Origin of the sequence: Mesorhizobium sp. M1066, from assembly GCF_040318635.1 — a bacterium.
Classification (GTDB): domain Bacteria; phylum Pseudomonadota; class Alphaproteobacteria; order Rhizobiales; family Rhizobiaceae; genus Mesorhizobium.
The window spans coordinates 93614-109280 of the sequence record NZ_JAMYMR010000004.1 but is presented as its reverse complement, the minus strand read 5'-3'; the positions used below and the strand labels follow the sequence as shown (position 1 = coordinate 109280).

At 61.8% G+C, this 15667-nt stretch carries 14 protein-coding genes; 6 read left to right on the top strand and 8 right to left on the bottom strand.

Features of this window, described 5'->3' with window-relative positions:
- Positions 1-84: 84 nt before the first annotated feature.
- Positions 85-828, bottom strand: coding sequence for a creatininase family protein (locus NKH52_RS08305; protein ID WP_352729443.1), 744 nt, complete (start codon positions 826-828; stop codon positions 85-87).
- Between the two features lie 3 nt (positions 829-831).
- Complete coding sequence (locus NKH52_RS08300) at positions 832-1398, bottom strand: SIS domain-containing protein (RefSeq protein ID WP_127288690.1); 567 nt, start codon at positions 1396-1398, stop codon at positions 832-834.
- A gap of 178 nt (positions 1399-1576) precedes the next feature.
- Here NKH52_RS08300 and NKH52_RS08295 point away from each other — a divergent pair, with 178 nt between their 5' ends.
- Positions 1577-2599: an aldo/keto reductase gene (locus NKH52_RS08295; RefSeq protein ID WP_352729441.1), complete on the top strand. Its 1023-nt coding sequence runs from the start codon at positions 1577-1579 to the stop codon at positions 2597-2599.
- Between the two features lie 202 nt (positions 2600-2801).
- On the opposite strand, the gene hupB is transcribed toward NKH52_RS08295, so the two are convergent.
- The 4 genes from hupB to NKH52_RS08275 form a co-directional block, all read right to left on the bottom strand.
- Positions 2802-3074: a DNA-binding protein HupB gene (gene hupB / locus NKH52_RS08290; protein WP_023810287.1), complete on the bottom strand. Its 273-nt coding sequence runs from the start codon at positions 3072-3074 to the stop codon at positions 2802-2804.
- Positions 3075-3372: 298 nt separating this feature from the next.
- On the bottom strand, positions 3373-5784 hold the full coding sequence (gene lon / locus NKH52_RS08285) for an endopeptidase La (RefSeq protein WP_023810286.1): 2412 nt from the start codon (positions 5782-5784) through the stop codon (positions 3373-3375).
- Between the two features lie 305 nt (positions 5785-6089).
- Positions 6090-7364: an ATP-dependent Clp protease ATP-binding subunit ClpX gene (gene clpX / locus NKH52_RS08280; RefSeq protein ID WP_013532190.1), complete on the bottom strand. Its 1275-nt coding sequence runs from the start codon at positions 7362-7364 to the stop codon at positions 6090-6092.
- Between the two features lie 297 nt (positions 7365-7661).
- Positions 7662-8291 carry an ATP-dependent Clp protease proteolytic subunit gene (locus tag NKH52_RS08275; RefSeq protein ID WP_023810285.1) on the bottom strand — a complete coding sequence of 210 codons (630 nt, stop codon included), beginning with the start codon at positions 8289-8291 and terminating at the stop codon, positions 7662-7664.
- A 338-nt stretch (positions 8292-8629) separates the two neighbouring features.
- Here NKH52_RS08275 and NKH52_RS08270 point away from each other — a divergent pair, with 338 nt between their 5' ends.
- Both NKH52_RS08270 and NKH52_RS08265 read left to right on the top strand, forming a co-directional pair.
- Positions 8630-9220 carry a hypothetical protein gene (locus tag NKH52_RS08270; protein WP_352729439.1) on the top strand — a complete coding sequence of 197 codons (591 nt, stop codon included), beginning with the start codon at positions 8630-8632 and terminating at the stop codon, positions 9218-9220.
- Positions 9221-9269: 49 nt separating this feature from the next.
- Positions 9270-10649 carry a pyridoxal phosphate-dependent decarboxylase family protein gene (locus tag NKH52_RS08265; protein ID WP_352729437.1) on the top strand — a complete coding sequence of 460 codons (1380 nt, stop codon included), beginning with the start codon at positions 9270-9272 and terminating at the stop codon, positions 10647-10649.
- Positions 10650-10672: 23 nt separating this feature from the next.
- Here the strand turns inward: NKH52_RS08265 and NKH52_RS08260 are convergent, their stop codons facing one another.
- A complete protein-coding gene (locus NKH52_RS08260) occupies positions 10673-11776 on the bottom strand; it encodes an NAD(P)/FAD-dependent oxidoreductase (protein ID WP_352729435.1) in 1104 nt (367 codons plus the stop codon).
- Between the two features lie 102 nt (positions 11777-11878).
- Here NKH52_RS08260 and NKH52_RS08255 point away from each other — a divergent pair, with 102 nt between their 5' ends.
- The 3 genes from NKH52_RS08255 (at position 11879) to NKH52_RS08245 (ending at position 15261) form a co-directional block, all read left to right on the top strand.
- Positions 11879-13129 (top strand): cytochrome P450, encoded by a 1251-nt coding sequence (locus NKH52_RS08255; RefSeq protein WP_352729433.1) that lies wholly within the window; start codon positions 11879-11881, stop codon positions 13127-13129.
- 25 nt (positions 13130-13154) lie between these two features.
- Complete coding sequence (locus NKH52_RS08250) at positions 13155-14222, top strand: hypothetical protein (protein WP_352729431.1); 1068 nt, start codon at positions 13155-13157, stop codon at positions 14220-14222.
- Between the two features lie 154 nt (positions 14223-14376).
- Positions 14377-15261, top strand: a complete 885-nt coding sequence (locus tag NKH52_RS08245; RefSeq protein ID WP_352729429.1) for an AraC family transcriptional regulator — start codon at positions 14377-14379, stop codon at positions 15259-15261.
- Positions 15262-15316: 55 nt separating this feature from the next.
- Here the strand turns inward: NKH52_RS08245 and NKH52_RS08240 are convergent, their stop codons facing one another.
- On the bottom strand, positions 15317-15667 hold the full coding sequence (locus tag NKH52_RS08240; RefSeq protein ID WP_352729428.1) for a cupin domain-containing protein: 351 nt from the start codon (positions 15665-15667) through the stop codon (positions 15317-15319).

Sequence of the window (15667 nt, the reverse complement as noted above, 5' to 3'; positions counted from 1 at the left end):
GGATCCTAGGGTCTCCGCGACGTCGCTTCGCTCCTGCTTCGCCCTAGGATGACGAACTACCAAAGCCGCCCGACAATCTCGTAGCTAGCTCCTCAGGATCGTGCGCAGGTGATCGAGGATCATAGCCACGCCCTTCTGCCCAAGCTCCGCCGAAGCATCCGTGGCGCTCGCCGTGTACCAGCTCTTGTTGTCCTCGAAGTGACCGGCATCGACAGCCTCCGGGCATAGCGCCAGCATCAGCGATGTCTCGCCGATGCCGGCATGGTCGAACGGGTACTTGCCGTTCATGTCAGCCGGCATCAGCGGATGAACCTGTACCCAGTTGAAGAAATTTTCACCCGCGGCGTGCCCGGAATAGTAGTCGGCCATCGCTTGCGAACCCCACCAGCCCTCGCCGCGCTCCTTTTCGAGGAAGCGGAAGATCGCCTGGCGGCCGGCGGTCTTGAACGCCAGATCGGTCGGCATGCCGGCGGCGAAATTCTCGGTCTGGTGGTGGATGATGGCGTGGATGTTGCGAAAGCCGATGCGCAGCAGGCTGTAGAACAGCTCCTCGCCGAACGGCGCCAGCGCATTGCCGCCGACCTGCACCGAGCCGCTGCCTTCCGGCGGCGCCACCGCGTAGCTCGCAGCACCGTAGTAGAAGGGTGGCAGGATGACGACGTCCCTCTCCTTCTCGAACAGCTCCAGCGTCTTGACGACGGCCAGCGTGTCCATGCCGACGGCCATGTGCTCGCCATGGTATTCGAGCACGCCAAGCGGCAGAGCGACCGGCCAATTCTCGGCGATCGCCCTGCGGATCTGGTGTGGCAGCATCAGTTCGTAGCGCATGATCTATTCCATGTTGGTGTGGCGGGCGCGCATCGCTTCGGGCGACGCGCCACTCAATTCCCTGAGCTTCAGCACCATCACCTCGAACAGCAGGAACAGCGCGCCTTCGAACACCGAGCCCATCGGCAGGACCGATGTTTTTTGCGCCCCCTGATCGTTGGCCATGGTCTGCGCGGGAATGAGCAGGGTGAAGTCGGCAAGCCTTGCCGCGCTGGCTTTGGCCTGGGCGGTCAACAGGAGATTGGCTGCACCTGCTTGGCGCGCGATCTGCATCAGGGTCAGCACGGTCGAGGTCTCTCCCGGCCCGGAGCTGACCAGGAAGACATCGCCCTGCCCCAGCGGCGGTGTGTTCATGTCGCCGACCACGGAAACCGGCAGGCCCAAATGGTAGAGCCGCATGGCAAAACCCTTGACCTGCAAGGCCTCGCGGCCGCAGCCATAGACGACGATCTGTCGCGCGCCGGCCAGCATTTTGCAGGCGGCGTCGATCCGGCTTTCGTCGATGCGTGCCAGCACGCCGCCGAGCTCCTCAAGCGCGGTCTCGAACAGGCTTTTGCTCTTGTTGCTCACCGCAAACCTGCCATCAAAAATCACCCCTGGGATTTGCCGCTCTTGCTGCTACGAACAGCTTGATTTCGTTCATGCTAGCAACCGCGAAAATGCGTGTCCAACGCGCAGCGATGCTTTTGCCTGATCACAGGCGTGATAGTGTCATGTCAGACAAATCAAGCGAGGCAGACGGCAGCATATGAAGACACGGCATTTCGACCGCATCGGCAATGGCGGCATCAGTTTCACCGAGCTCGGCTTCGGCACGGCGCCGCTCGGCAACCTCTACCGTGCCGTCTCGGACGAGGACGCCAACGCCACGCTGGAGGCCGCCTGGGCGACCGGCTGCCGCTACTACGACACCGCGCCGCTCTATGGGCTCGGCCTCTCGGAAACGCGGCTCAACCCGTTCCTGCGCGGCAAGAAGCGCGACGACTATGTGCTGTCGAGCAAGGTCGGCCGCATCATGCGCGCCTGCCCGCCCGAAGAGCGCACCGGCATCGGCAAATTCTTCGACACGCCGTCGCGCCGCGAAGTGTACGACTACAGCTATGACGGTGTCATGCGCTCGTTCGAAGCCTCGCTTGAGCGCCTCGGCGTCGACCGGATCGACATCCTTTTCGTGCACGATGTCGACATCTTCACGCATGGCAGCAAGGAAGCCTCCGACCGGCGCATCGAGGAGTTCATGCGCTCGGGCTATTACGGCTTGCTGTCGCTGCGCGACCAGGGCGTGATCAAGGCGTTCGGTGGCGGCATCAATGAGTGGCAGGTCGCGCAGACGCTGGCCGAGCGCGGCGACTTCGACCTGTTCCTGCTGGCCGGGCGCTATACGCTCCTGGAACAGGAAGCGCTGACGTCCTTCCTGCCGCTCTGCCAGGCACGCGGCATCGGCATCGTTCTCGGCGGCCCCTACAACTCCGGCATCCTGGCGACCGGACCGAAGCCCGGCGCCTACTACAACTACTCCGAAGCACCTAAGGACATCCTCGACCGCGTCGGCGGTATCGAGAGCGTCTGCAAGCGCCATGGCGTGCGGCTGATCGAGGCCGCCCTGCAATTCCCGCTGCTGCACCCTTCGGTCGTCTCAGTGGTCCCCGGTGGCCAGCGGCCGAGCGAAGTCGAGAGCAATCGCTCGCTGCTCGATGCGAAACTGCCCGCGGCGCTTTGGGCCGATCTCAAGAAGGAAGGTCTGATGCGCGCCGAGGCGCCGACCGCATAAGCCGGCCGCCGTCGCGTCAGCGTCTGGCACAAAAATGAAAAGCCAGGCAAGCCCGGCTTTTCTGGTCTCGTGTACCCGCGCAGGGCGTAGAAAATGAAAAGCCGGGCAAGCCCGGCTTTTCTGGTCGTGTGTACGTGCGTAGGCCACGAAAATGAAAAGCCGGGCAAGCCCGGCTTTTCTGGTCTCTGAAAAGAAAAAACGCTTAGTTGACTGCGTCCTTGAGGCCTTTGCCGGCCGAGAACTTCGGCACGGTACGCGCCGGGATCTTCACTTCGGCGCCGGTCTGAGGATTGCGGCCGGTCGAGGCGGCACGCTTTGACACGGTGAAATTGCCAAAGCCGACAAGCCGGACATCGCCGCCCTTCTTCAGTTCGCCGGTGATGGTGGAAAATACCGCATCGACCGCCGACTGCGCGTCACCCTTCGAAATGCTCGCGGCGTCGGCGACAGCGGACACCAGTTCGTTCTTGTTCATAAAAATTCCCTTCCATGAGAACACCGGAACTATCGACTCATCCGGCAGGAAACGGACTTTAGAAAGAAGCGCTCCCGCAACCAAGTCGAAAAGGCAGGAAAAAAGCGGAAAAAGCCCGGAAATGCTGGGTTTTTCACATGAAAAAGCCGGGCTCGAGGCCCGGCTCTCCGTTTGTGCGCTGCAACCTTGACGAAAACCAATGCATGGCCCTGAAAACCGTAGCCGGTTTTCGGCAGGGGCCATGCACAAGTCTGAGCGTTAGAGCGTCCTTTGTGCGTCCAGATGGACGCCCGGAGCTCTAATGCGCCAGGGACTTTCCAGCGTCGTCGGCACTGTCTGTCGCGGCCGGCGGATTGACCGGTTCGACCCATTCGATCGGCTCCGGCATACGCACCAGCGCGTGCCGCAACACCTCGCCGACACGTGAGACCGGAATGATCTCCATGCCGTTCTTCACATTGTCCGGAATCTCCGCCAGGTCCTTGGCATTGTCTTCCGGGATCAGCACCTTCTTGATGCCGCCGCGCAGTGCGGCGAGCAGCTTCTCCTTGAGCCCGCCGATCGGCAAGATGCGGCCGCGAAGCGTTATCTCGCCGGTCATCGCCACATCCGCCCGGACCGGAATACCCGTCAGTACCGACACAATGGCTGTCGCCATGGCAGCACCTGCCGACGGGCCGTCCTTCGGCGTGGCGCCTTCCGGCAAGTGCACGTGGATGTCGCGCTTGTCGAACAGCGGCGGCTCGATGCCGAAATCGACGGCGCGCGAGCGGACATAGGAGGCCGCCGCCGAAATCGATTCCTTCATCACGTCGCGCAGGTTGCCGGTCACCGTCATGCGGCCTTTGCCGGGCATCATGACGCCTTCGACCGTCAGCAGTTCGCCGCCGACTTCCGTCCAGGCAAGGCCTGTGACGACACCGACCTGATCGTCAGCCTCGACCTGGCCGAAGCGGTAGCGCTGCACACCAAGGTAATCGGAAAGGTTCTCCGCCGTGATGCTCACCGTCTTCTTCTTCGTCTTCAGGATCTCGGTCACCGCCTTGCGCCCGAGCTTCATCAGCTCGCGCTCCAGGCTCCTGACGCCCGCTTCACGGGTGTAGGTCTGGACGATGGCGCGGATCGCGTCCTCACCGACGGAAAACTCCTTCGGCTGCAGCGCGTGATCGCGGATCACCTTCGGCATCAGGTGCCGCTTGGCGATCTCGATCTTCTCGTCCTCGGTGTAGCCGGCGATACGGATGATCTCCATTCGGTCCATCAAGGGCGCCGGGATGTTCAGCGTGTTCGCCGTCGTCACGAACATCACGCTCGACAGGTCGTATTCGACCTCGAGGTAATGGTCCATGAACGTCGAGTTCTGTTCCGGATCGAGGACCTCGAGCAACGCCGATGACGGATCGCCACGGAAGTCCTGGCCCATCTTGTCGATCTCGTCGAGCAGGAAGAGCGGATTGGACTTCTTAGCCTTCTTCATCGACTGGATGACCTTGCCAGGCATCGAGCCGATATAGGTGCGCCGGTGGCCACGAATCTCGGCCTCGTCACGCACGCCGCCAAGCGCCATGCGGATGAATTCGCGACCGGTCGCCTTGGCGATCGACTTGCCGAGCGAGGTCTTGCCGACGCCGGGAGGGCCGACGAGGCACAGGATCGGCCCCTTCAGCTTCTTCTGGCGGCTTTGCACGGCGAGATACTCGACGATGCGCTCCTTGACCTTGTCGAGGCCGAAATGATCGGTGTCGAGCACGTTCTGTGCGAAAGCCAGGTCCTGCTTGACCTTGGAGTTCTTGCCCCACGGAATCGACAGGATCCAGTCGAGATAGTTGCGCACGACGGTCGATTCAGCCGACATCGGCGACATCGTCCGGAGCTTCTTCAACTCGGCTTCCGCCTTTTCGCGGGCCTCCTTGGAGAGCTTGGTCTTCTTGATGCGCGCCTCGATCTCGGCGGCCTCGTCGCGGCCGTCCTCGCCTTCGCCGAGCTCCTTCTGGATCGCCTTCATCTGCTCGTTGAGGTAGTATTCGCGCTGCGTCTTCTCCATCTGGCGCTTGACGCGCGAGCGGATGCGCTTCTCCACCTGCAGGACGGAGATTTCGGCTTCCATGAAGCCCATAGCCTTTTCCAGCCGCTCCTTGACCGAGAGCGTGGCCAGCATTTCCTGCTTCTCAGGGATCTTGATGGCGAGATGCGAGGCAACCGTGTCGGCGAGCTTGGAATAGTCGTCGATCTGGCTGGCAGCGCCCACCACTTCCGGCGAAATCTTCTTGTTCAGCTTGACGTAGTTCTCGAAGTCGGTGACGACCGAACGCGCCAGCGCCTCAACCTCGACCTCTTCCTCTTCCGGCTCGACCAGCGCCGCGGCGCGGGCCTCGTGGAAGTCGGGACGGTCGGTGAACGAGACGATCTTCGCACGCGAAGCGCCCTCGACCAGAACCTTGACGGTGCCGTCGGGCAGCTTGAGCAATTGCAGCACATTGGCGAGCGTGCCGATGTCGAAGATGGCATCGGGCTCGGGATCGTCGTCGGCGGCATTCATCTGGGTGGCAAGCAGGATCTGCTTTTCCTGACCCATCACCTCTTCCAGCGCCTTGATCGACTTCTCACGCCCGACGAAGAGCGGCACGATCATGTGCGGGAACACCACGATGTCGCGCAGTGGGAGAACTGCGAAGACGCCGTCGCTGGGTGCCTTGGATACTTTGGCCATTGTCCAACCTTTCATGTCGCGGCCGCCAATCAGCCAACCGCGAATCTTATATTAACGACCGGGGATCGTTCCGCCTACCACCGTTTGTGACGGGAGTTTTACAGCACAGAAATCGGGCACCTCGGCCTTCTCCAGTTAGTTGGATGCACGACCCCCAAAGATCAAGGGGCGCGTCCAAATCCGCACTTCCAACCCGTCCGCGAGTGACACATTTGCGACGCCAAGCCGTACGCCGCGCAAAACCCCTGCGCGACAGCAAAACGGCGCCTTGCGGCGCCGTTCCAGAATTTCGCTGCGGGCTCATGTCAGGCGCTGACATTGCCCTTCTTTTCCTTCTGCTCGGAGTAGATGTAGAGCGGCCGGGCACTGCCGGTCACCACCTCCTCCGAAATCACCACTTCGCGCACGCCTTCGAGCGCGGGAAGCTCGAACATCGTGTCGAGCAGGATCGCCTCCATGATCGAACGCAGGCCGCGCGCGCCGGTCTTGCGCTCGATGGCGCGCTTGGCGATCGCCGAAAGAGCGTTCTCGTGGAAGGTCAGGTCGACATTCTCCATCTCGAACAGCCGCTGATACTGCTTGACCAGCGCGTTCTTCGGCTCGGTCAGGATCTGGATCAGCGCCGGTTCGTCGAGGTCTTCAAGCGTCGCCAGAACCGGCAGACGGCCGACAAATTCGGGGATAAGACCGAACTTCAACAGATCCTCGGGCTCGACCAGGCGGAAGACATCGCCAGTGCGGCGATCCTCCGGCGAAGCGACGACCGCGCCGAAGCCGATCGAGGTTTTGCGGCCGCGATCCGAGATGATCTTGTCCAGCCCGGCGAAGGCGCCGCCGCAGATGAACAGGATGTTGGCTGTATCGACCTGCAGGAACTCCTGCTGCGGGTGCTTCCTGCCGCCCTGCGGCGGCACGGAGGCGACGGTGCCTTCCATGATCTTCAGAAGCGCCTGCTGCACGCCCTCGCCCGACACGTCGCGGGTGATCGAGGGATTGTCCGACTTGCGCGAAATCTTGTCGATCTCGTCGATGTAGACGATGCCGCGCTGAGCGCGCTCGACATTGTAGTCGGCCGATTGCAACAGCTTCAGGATGATGTTCTCGACGTCCTCGCCGACATAGCCGGCTTCGGTCAGCGTCGTCGCATCAGCCATGGTGAAGGGCACGTCGATGATGCGGGCCAGCGTCTGCGCGAGCAGCGTCTTGCCGCAACCGGTCGGGCCGATCAAAAGGATGTTGGACTTCGCCAGTTCGACATCGTTGTTCTTGCCGGCATGCGCGAGGCGCTTGTAATGGTTGTGGACCGCCACCGACAGCACGCGCTTGGCGTAGGGCTGCCCGATGACATAGTCGTCGAGAACCTTGAGGATCTCCTGCGGTGTCGGCACGCCTTCGCGCGACTTCACCATCGAGGTCTTGTTCTCCTCACGGATGATGTCCATGCAGAGTTCGACGCACTCGTCGCAGATGAAGACCGTCGGACCGGCGATCAGCTTGCGCACTTCGTGCTGGCTTTTGCCGCAAAACGAGCAGTAAAGCGTGTTCTTGGAATCGCCGCTGTTGTTGCCGACCTTGCTCATTTTCATGTCCTTTCATGGCCGCCCGCCGATGGTCTGGCTGAAAGGGCGCATACTCTATCTATCGCGGGAATCCGCCGCCGCCAGTGTTTCCCGGCTCCCGCAACGCATTCCGTACGAAACACAAATCAGAAAACGTGGCAATGATTCGCGACAACCCCGCATAAAGCTAAGCCGCCGAAACTCAACATAGCCTTAACGTAGGCAATCCTGTCCCCCGAGGGAACAGCCAATTGTGGCCGAAATGCCGCAAGACACACCAAAAGCGCGTGATGCCGCCATCCAACTGCCAATAAGCCCTTATGCCACAGCGCCTTCAGGCGGCTCGCGCGACGAAATGACCTTGTCGATGAGGCCGAAATCCCTGGCTTCGTCAGCGGTCATGAAATGGTCGCGGTCGAGCGTCTTCTCGATCTCTTCGTAGCTCTTGCCGGTGTGCTTGACGTAGACCTCGTTGAGGCGACGCTTCAGCTTGATGATATCCAGGGCATGGCGCTCGATGTCGGACGCCTGGCCCTGGAAGCCGCCGGAAGGCTGGTGAACCATGATGCGGGCGTTCGGCGTGGCAAAGCGCATATCCTTGTGGCCGGCGGTCAGGAGCAGCGAACCCATCGAAGCCGCCTGGCCGATGCAGAGCGTCGACACGGCCGGCTTGATGAACTGCATGGTGTCGTAGATCGCCATGCCGGAGGTGACGACGCCGCCCGGCGAATTGATGTAGAGGTTGATTTCCTTCTTCGGATTCTCGGCTTCGAGGAACAAAAGCTGCGCGCAGACCAGCGTCGCCATGCCGTCCTCGACCGGACCGGTGATGAAAATGATGCGCTCCTTGAGGAGACGCGAGAAAATGTCGTAGGCCCGCTCGCCGCGATTGGTCTGTTCGACCACCATCGGAACGAGGTTCATGTAGGTTTCGACGGGGTTCTTCATCAGTTGTCTCTTATCTCGCGGTGGGATTCCGGCGCCGGGAATGCTGGCGGATCGGGCAGAATCGGTTCTGGATCGTTATTCCGTAAATAGGATGCCGGCTCATCCTTGTGCAAGGCCGACCCCTCCTAGCCATCTGGGTAAGTCGAATCAAGCTTTCTGACCGAGGATTCGGGCCGACGGATGCTTCCGCGGGTCTGGAGCCGCATGGCCGGTCTCGCAAGGTAGCAGTTTCTTAACCGCGTCACTTAACGAAATGCGCCGAAACCGCTTTTCTCCGAAACGGCTTCCTCTACAATTCAACGTTGAACTTATGCGTAGAGTTCAACAGGGGGAGTGTCATGCCCGGGAAAACCGCATGCTTCACCATCGCCGGGCTGACCATGCTCGGCACGATTTCGCAGACGGCGGCCGGCGGCCGGGCCGTCGAATGCTATGAACCGGTCCGCAGTCCGGCCGTCTACGACACGGTCTATGAAGACGTGATGATCAGTCCGCCCGGCCAGCAGGTCGACTATATCGCCCCTATCTATGGCACGCGCGAGCGCGTCGTGATGACCGTTCCGGCGCAAGTGACCTACCAGATCGTGCCGGCCGTCACCCGCACCGTCTACCGCACGGTCCGGATCGATGGCGGCGGCTATTCCTGGGAATGGCGCGTCATCCGTGGCCGCAAGGTGCTGTGCAAGGTATGGCACAAGGCGCGCTACGAACGTGTTGCCAAAACCGTGGTGATCCAGCCCGAACGCATGCGGCGCGTGGTCATCCCCGCACAGTACGACAGGATCGCCCAGGAGGTGCTGGTGCAGCCCGAGCAAAGGCGCGTCATCGATGTTCCCGCCTCCTACCAGACCGTCGCGCGCCGCGTGCTGGTTCGCGAAGGTTCATCGGGCTGGCGGCGGGTGCATATTCCCAGGCATTGCCAGGATTAGCGAGCATAGCGTAACCTGCGTCGCAGCGGATCTCCGTAGGGCTGAGGGCATGCGCGACCTGGAAATTTCCAATCAGGAATTGTCAGACCTTGCCGAAGAAGCCTTGGCGCTTGCCAAAGGTTACTGGGCCTCCCTCGAGGAACGTCGGACGTATCCCACGACCAGCGGCAAACAGACGACCGAACTGTTCTCGCGGCCTTGGCAGGAGAGCGGCCGCGGACGGGAAGTCTTGCAGGATTTCAAGTCGATCGCGGAGCATGTGCGGCCTTCAACCGGCAGATTCTTCGGTTATGTCGTCGGCTCCGGCGAACCGGTCGGCGCGCTGGGGGAGCTGCTGGCTGCGGTGCTCAATCAGAATGTGACGTCGTGGCGGTCGGCTCCGGCTGCGACATCGATCGAACGCGCCGTGGTCGGGTGGTTGGCGGAGGCTGTCGGTTGCCCCGGATTTACAGGCAGCCTGTGCGGCGGCGGCTCGACGGCGAACCTCATGGCCCTGGCGATGGCGCGGGAAGCGAAGCTGCCAGCCAACGAAACAGGCGTGCGGCCCTGCGTGATCTATGCTTCCGAGCAAGTGCACATGTCCATTCCAAAGGCCGTCGCGCTGTTGGGGACCGGTAGAAAAAATCTCCGTTTGATCCCTGTCGACGACAAATTCAGGATGCGGACGGATGCCCTCCAGGCGGCTATCGCCGTCGACCGCGAGGCCGGAAACATGCCAATCGCCATCGTGGCCACGGTCGGCACCATCATCTCCGGTGCGATCGATCCCCTTCCCGAGATTGCAGACATCGCCCGGAGGGAGGCGCTGTGGATGCACGTCGACGGTGCCTACGGGGGGCTGGCGGCTCTTGCGGCGCCGGAAAAGTTTCAAGGGTTGTCTTCGGCGGACTCGCTGTCACTGGATGCGCACAAATGGCTCTATCAGCCACTCGATTGCGGCTGCCTGCTCTATCGTCACCCGGACATTGCGCGAAAGACTTTTTCGCACAGCGACGACTACGTCAGGATACTGAGCGATGACCCTACGGAAGCATTTGCGTTCTTTGAGGAGTCGATCGAACTCTCTCGACGCTTCCGTGCGCTGAAGCTCTGGATGTCGCTGCAGTATCACGGACGCCGCGCCTATCGCGAAGCCATCGCCCGCGATCTCCACCATGCCCAGATGTTGGCGCAGGCAATCGCGTCGCAGCCGGAGTTGGAACAGCTTGCGCCCGTATCGCTAAGCGCAGTCTGTTTCCGCCACCGCTCAAAGGACAATGAAGCGATCCTGCGCCGCGTGATCGCGCGCGGCCGGGTGTATCTGTCGAATGCGACGATCAACGGCCATTTCGCGCTGCGCGCGTGTTTCGTCAATCACCGAACGACCCCAGATGACGTGCAGGCGATTGTGTCCGAAGTCATTGCCGCCGCACACGAAATCAATCGCTGAGTGAGTCTTCAACCTGGCGGCGTTCAGGCCACTTCCGCCCGCAGCCATGTCTTCAGGCCGGCGATATCGCCGTCGCCCACCGCCGCCGCAACGCGCCGACCGACGGCGGCGCCGAACTTGTAGCCATGGCCGGAGCAGGCCGAGACGATCAGGCATTTTCCTTGCTCGTGAGCGAAGAACTTCTCATCTTCGGTGAAGGTGTAGGCGCAGGTGACCACCTCGGTCACCCTGTATTCCTCGATCCGGGCGATTGGCGGCGAGAACAGGTTGCGAATCGCCTCGCCCTCGCCTGCCACCGGCTGGCGGTTCCAATCGGCGTCGCTGGTCGGCACCCTGTGCAGCCCGGACCCGAATTTCATGCCGGCGCCGCCCGAAGGCGGGATCACGTAGCCATCGACAGCACCGCCGACATCGAGCACGACCGGCGCAGCCTGCCAGGCGGCCTTCAGGTCGGCCGGCGGTTCTACATAGGCGAGTGCGGTTCGATAGGTCTTCAATTCGCCGTCCAGTTCCGGAAACAGTTTCAGCACCCAGGCGCCGGCGGCGACGACGATACGGTCGGCCTGCATGGTCTCGCCGCTTTCGAGCACGATATGGCCGGCTTCCGCGTCGACTTCGACGACCTTGCTATTTTCGTAGACATTGGCGCCGTTGGCGCGCAGCCAGTTTGCCACGCCGGAGGCTATCTTGCGGCAATGCAGGGCGCCGCCTTCGGTCGAGAAATAGGCATAGCGGAAAGAGCCGACTTCAAGAAACGGCCAGCGTTCCACGGCTGCGTCCGGCTCCAGCAATTCGAAACGAAAATTGCCTTCTTCCAGGCCCTCGCGATATTCCTCGGCCTCGTCGCCCGGTTCGCGCGAAACGCAGACAAATCCGCTCGCATCAAGATGGCTTTCGCCGAGATCGGCCCACATCTCGTCCCAGGCCTGGTAGGCTTCGGTGATCAGCCGGCCATAGCCGGTCCCGGCGCGGTAGGCGCGGCGGATGATGCGATGGTGGTCGCCCGACGCAGCCAGCGGGTTGGGGATCGGCCCCTGTTCCACGATTGACACGCTGTGGCCGGCCTTGACCAGCGACCACGCCATGGAGAGACCGGCAATGCCCGCGCCGACAACGATCACATTCATCAAATCAGACTTTCCGCAGCCGGTCGGCTGGCTCAACGCATTGGATTGCGGCGCCAACATAGGGTCTGGAACCAGGCTGGCAAGCCGCGCTATTGGTCTGGCATGAGCAAATTGACGCCACCCACCCTGGCCTTTGATACAGCCACTCGCCGCCTGCGGTTGGACCCGCACGAGCCGGACTTTTTTCAAAACCCTTATGAAGCCTATGCCCTTCTGCACGGCGCATCGAATGCCTTCTTCTGGGAGGAGTTCGGTTTCTGGTGCTTTGGCGGCTTCGACGACGTCAACCGCCTGCTGCGCGACCGCCGCTTCGGCCGCCAGAACCCGGCCGGCATTCCAGACAGCCGCGGCATTGGACAGGACCGCAGCCATCTCAGGGCCTTCGACGGGCTCGAAGCCAATTCGATGCTGGAACTGGAGCCGCCGGTGCACACGCGTCTGAGAACACTGGTCAACCGCGCCTTCGTCTCGCGCCAGGTCGAAAGGCTGCGGCCGCGTGTCGAGGCCTTGGCCAACGACCTGATCGACCGTTTCGAACCAGGCAAGACGGTCGACCTGTTGCCTGCTTTCGCGGCGCCCTTGCCGATCACCATCATTGCCGAAATGCTCGGCGTGCCGGTCGAAATGGGGCCGCAACTGCTCGACTGGTCGCACCAGATGGTTGCCATGTATATGCATGGCCGCACCCGCGAAATCGAAGAGACGGCCAACCGCGCCGCGCGCGAATTTGCGGATTTCCTCCGTGGCTACGTCACCGAACGACGCAGGAATCCCGGCGACGACCTTTTGTCGCTGCTGATCTCGGCGCAGGAGGATGGCCAAAAGCTGTCGGAGGACGAGATGGTGTCCTCGGCGATCCTGCTGCTCAATGCCGGCCATGAAGCGACCGTGCACCAGACCGGCAATGCCGTCCGCTCGATCCTTGCGCAAGGGGGCGATGTCAGCCGCTTCTTCGGCTCGCCCGAGACGACCGCGGCAACGGTCGAGGAATGCCTGCGGTTCGACGCGCCGCTGCACATGTTCACGCGCTACGCCTATCAGGAGATCGAAGTCTCGCCCGGCATCGTCGTGCAGCCGGGGCAGACGATCGGGCTGCTGCTTGGCATGGCCAATCATGACCCGCGCGCCTTCGCCGATCCCCTCGCTTTCCGGCCCGACCGTGCCGACCAGAAGAACGTCTCCTTCGGCGCCGGTATCCATTTCTGCATCGGCGCGCCGCTCGCCCGGCTCGAATTGCAGGTGTCGCTGAAAACCTTGTTCGAACGGCATCCGAAGCTGCATCTTGCCGAAAGCCCAAGCTTCCGCGACACTTACCACTTCCATGGGCTGGAAACGCTCGCCGTCGGCTTTTGACGATCGCTGGGCCTGGGGCTGCGATATGAGACAGTTTTCGATACGGGCGACAGTGTTCGCCCTGGCGCTGGCATGCGCATTCCCTGAGATCGCGGCCGCCCAGCAGCAGCCGGAAAACATCCCATGGCAAAACAGCATGGCCATCGCCCAGAAAATGGCGACGGTTCTGCTGGAGCCGCGGACGGGGTCGAAGGACCTGCCGCCGACATCCTTTGCCGTCGAGGTAGACCTCAATCTCGATGGTTTTCCGGAGATTTTCGCCTATCGCTATGCGCCCAGCTGTGATGGCGTCAACTGCGGTAACTTCTTGTTTGTCCTTGAAGGCGACAGCTACCACGAGGTCCTCGGCGACATTCCGGAGGCGAGGCTGGCGCCGCAGGACAAGATCGGGCTCAGCGCCTTCAAACGGAACGGTTTTCTCGATATGCAGTCCGACCAGACGATGATCGGCTGGGACGGCAAGCGCTATGTCGACGCCTCCACCTTTCCCGCCACATCGCTCGATGGCTCAACCTTCCTGGTGGCCTGCCGGAAAAGCAAATCCAACGAGCAACCGGCGGAGGGCGAAGCGGAACGCGTGAGCGCCGAATGCCAATGCCAGTTCAACCGCTTTCAGGTAACCAGCTTCAGTCAGGCCGATCTCGACATGTACACTGCCTCGATGGCGGAAAACTTCGAATATCCGACCGGTGAAAAGTGGATGGCGTTGCTGGCCGTCCAGAACAACGCCAAGGATGTCGGCACCGGCTGCGATGTCGCCAGCGGCAAGAGCCAATGGCCGCCGGCCTATTTCAATCATGGCGACCAGCCGCAGCAGAAGCTGAATTTCGACGGCTTTCTCGATGCCTGTCCGGCGCAGGATTTCATCCTCACCAACCACAAAATCGGATCACCGGACCGTGCGCTCACCTTGTGCGGCTGCCTTGCCCGCGAGATGCCGACACAGGGCATCAGCCAGGAGGGGCTGGATCTCCTGTCGGAGTATTATCGCGACGAGATCTCCGATGCCGACATCGAGGCACAGGACGCCGACGTCCTGACCTTCCATGACAAGGCGTCGGAAGCCTGCCTCAGCCAGTTTCCAGCGAAATAGTCATATCCAGGCAGTACCAGCTTTGGCTCAATCCTCGCCAGGGAGCCTGAAGGCCGTTGCTAGCAGCCCCTGTTGATCCATGCCAAATCGCAAGATCGGTCGAGCGCGATATATCCGGAAAGGCCTAACTGGTGTCGTCACGGAGAAAGAGACGTTGAAGGCCGCACTTGAAAACTACCAAGCCCGAATGCAGCGGGTGCTAGACCATATAGACCAGCATCTGGATGACGATCTGGGGCTGGGGGCGTTGAGCGGTGTCGCTGCGTTCTCGAAATACCATTTCCACCGGCAGTTCACGTCCACCTTCGGGGTGTCCGTGCATCGCTATGTCCAGCTCGCCCGCATGAAGCGTGCTTCGTACAGACTTGCCGAAAGTGACGCCCAAAGCGTCACCGACATAGCCATGGATGCCGGTTACGACGCGCCGGATGCCTTCGCCCGCGCCTTTCGGCAGCGGTTCGGGCAATCGCCCTCGTCGTTCCGGAAATCTCCCGACTGGGGGTCGTGGCTCATGGCCTTCGGGCCCCTCGAAAAAGCAAGGAATACGCTCATGCAGATAATCTTTGAACACGATGACGTGACGATCCGCGATGTGCCCCCGACGCCGGTGGCGATCATGGAGCACCGCGGAGACCGGGCGACGCTCCAGGACACCATCCAGCGGTTCATCGCCTGGCGTAAGGCGGCGGGCTTGTCGCCCGAGACAAGCCCGACCTTCAACATCTTCCGTTCCGAAAGGGAGCCCGCGGTCCCGGCTGACTACAGCATGGACATTTGTGCCGGGACCGACCGGCCGATCGAGGCGAATGACGCGCAGATGAAGGCTGGCGTGATTCCCGGCGGTCGCTGCGCGGTGCTGCGCTATCCCGGCAATACCAACAATCTCGAACCCGCAGCACTTTACCTTTATCGTGAATGGCTTCCGGCCAGCGGCGAGGAAGCACGCGACTTTCCGATCTATTGCCAACGACATCTGTCCCACTTCCCGGAGGGACCGCTACGCGAAGTGGTCGTTGAACTCTTTCTGCCTCTGAAATAGCTCGGCAGGACAGCGGTCTGTCCCTTCCGATCGCGAGCATCATGGCGACGCGAGATCAAAGCTTGATCACGTACTCCTTGCGAGTCGTTTCAAGCACTTCCCAGCTGCCTTTGAAGCCGGGCCTGAGCACGAAGCTGTCGCCAGCCTTGACGGTGCGTGCCTGCCCGCCTTCTTCCGCGATCACCGAAACGCCAGACAGGATGTGGCAGAACTCCCACTCGTCATAGACGATGCGCCATTTGCCCGGGGTCGATTCCCAGATGCCGGCGTAAAGGCCGCCGTCGCGCTCCTCGACATTCCAGGTGCGGAATTCGGGATCGCCCGAGATCAGCCGGTCCGGCGCCGGCGCGCCCTGTTCGGCGTCGACAGTGTCGACGCCGATGGCAAGAAATTTTGACTCGCTCAT

What these genes read in the sequence shown, in the direction of transcription:
- NKH52_RS08305 (WP_352729443.1), bottom strand. Translation starts at nt 828, where the DNA reads ATGCGCTACGAACTGATGCTGCCACACCAGATCCGCAGGGCGATCGCC.
- NKH52_RS08295 (WP_352729441.1), top strand. Translation starts at nt 1,577, where the DNA reads ATGAAGACACGGCATTTCGACCGCATCGGCAATGGCGGCATCAGTTTC.
- hupB (WP_023810287.1), bottom strand. Translation starts at nt 3,074, where the DNA reads ATGAACAAGAACGAACTGGTGTCCGCTGTCGCCGACGCCGCGAGCATT.
- lon (WP_023810286.1), bottom strand. Translation starts at nt 5,784, where the DNA reads ATGGCCAAAGTATCCAAGGCACCCAGCGACGGCGTCTTCGCAGTTCTC.
- clpX (WP_013532190.1), bottom strand. Translation starts at nt 7,364, where the DNA reads ATGAGCAAGGTCGGCAACAACAGCGGCGATTCCAAGAACACGCTTTAC.
- NKH52_RS08275 (WP_023810285.1), bottom strand. Translation starts at nt 8,291, where the DNA reads ATGAAGAACCCCGTCGAAACCTACATGAACCTCGTTCCGATGGTGGTC.
- NKH52_RS08270 (WP_352729439.1), top strand. Translation starts at nt 8,630, where the DNA reads ATGCCCGGGAAAACCGCATGCTTCACCATCGCCGGGCTGACCATGCTC.
- NKH52_RS08265 (WP_352729437.1), top strand. Translation starts at nt 9,270, where the DNA reads ATGCGCGACCTGGAAATTTCCAATCAGGAATTGTCAGACCTTGCCGAA.
- NKH52_RS08260 (WP_352729435.1), bottom strand. Translation starts at nt 11,776, where the DNA reads ATGAATGTGATCGTTGTCGGCGCGGGCATTGCCGGTCTCTCCATGGCG.
- NKH52_RS08255 (WP_352729433.1), top strand. Translation starts at nt 11,879, where the DNA reads ATGAGCAAATTGACGCCACCCACCCTGGCCTTTGATACAGCCACTCGC.
- NKH52_RS08250 (WP_352729431.1), top strand. Translation starts at nt 13,155, where the DNA reads ATGAGACAGTTTTCGATACGGGCGACAGTGTTCGCCCTGGCGCTGGCA.
- NKH52_RS08240 (WP_352729428.1), bottom strand. Translation starts at nt 15,667, where the DNA reads ATGAGCGAGTCAAAATTTCTTGCCATCGGCGTCGACACTGTCGACGCC.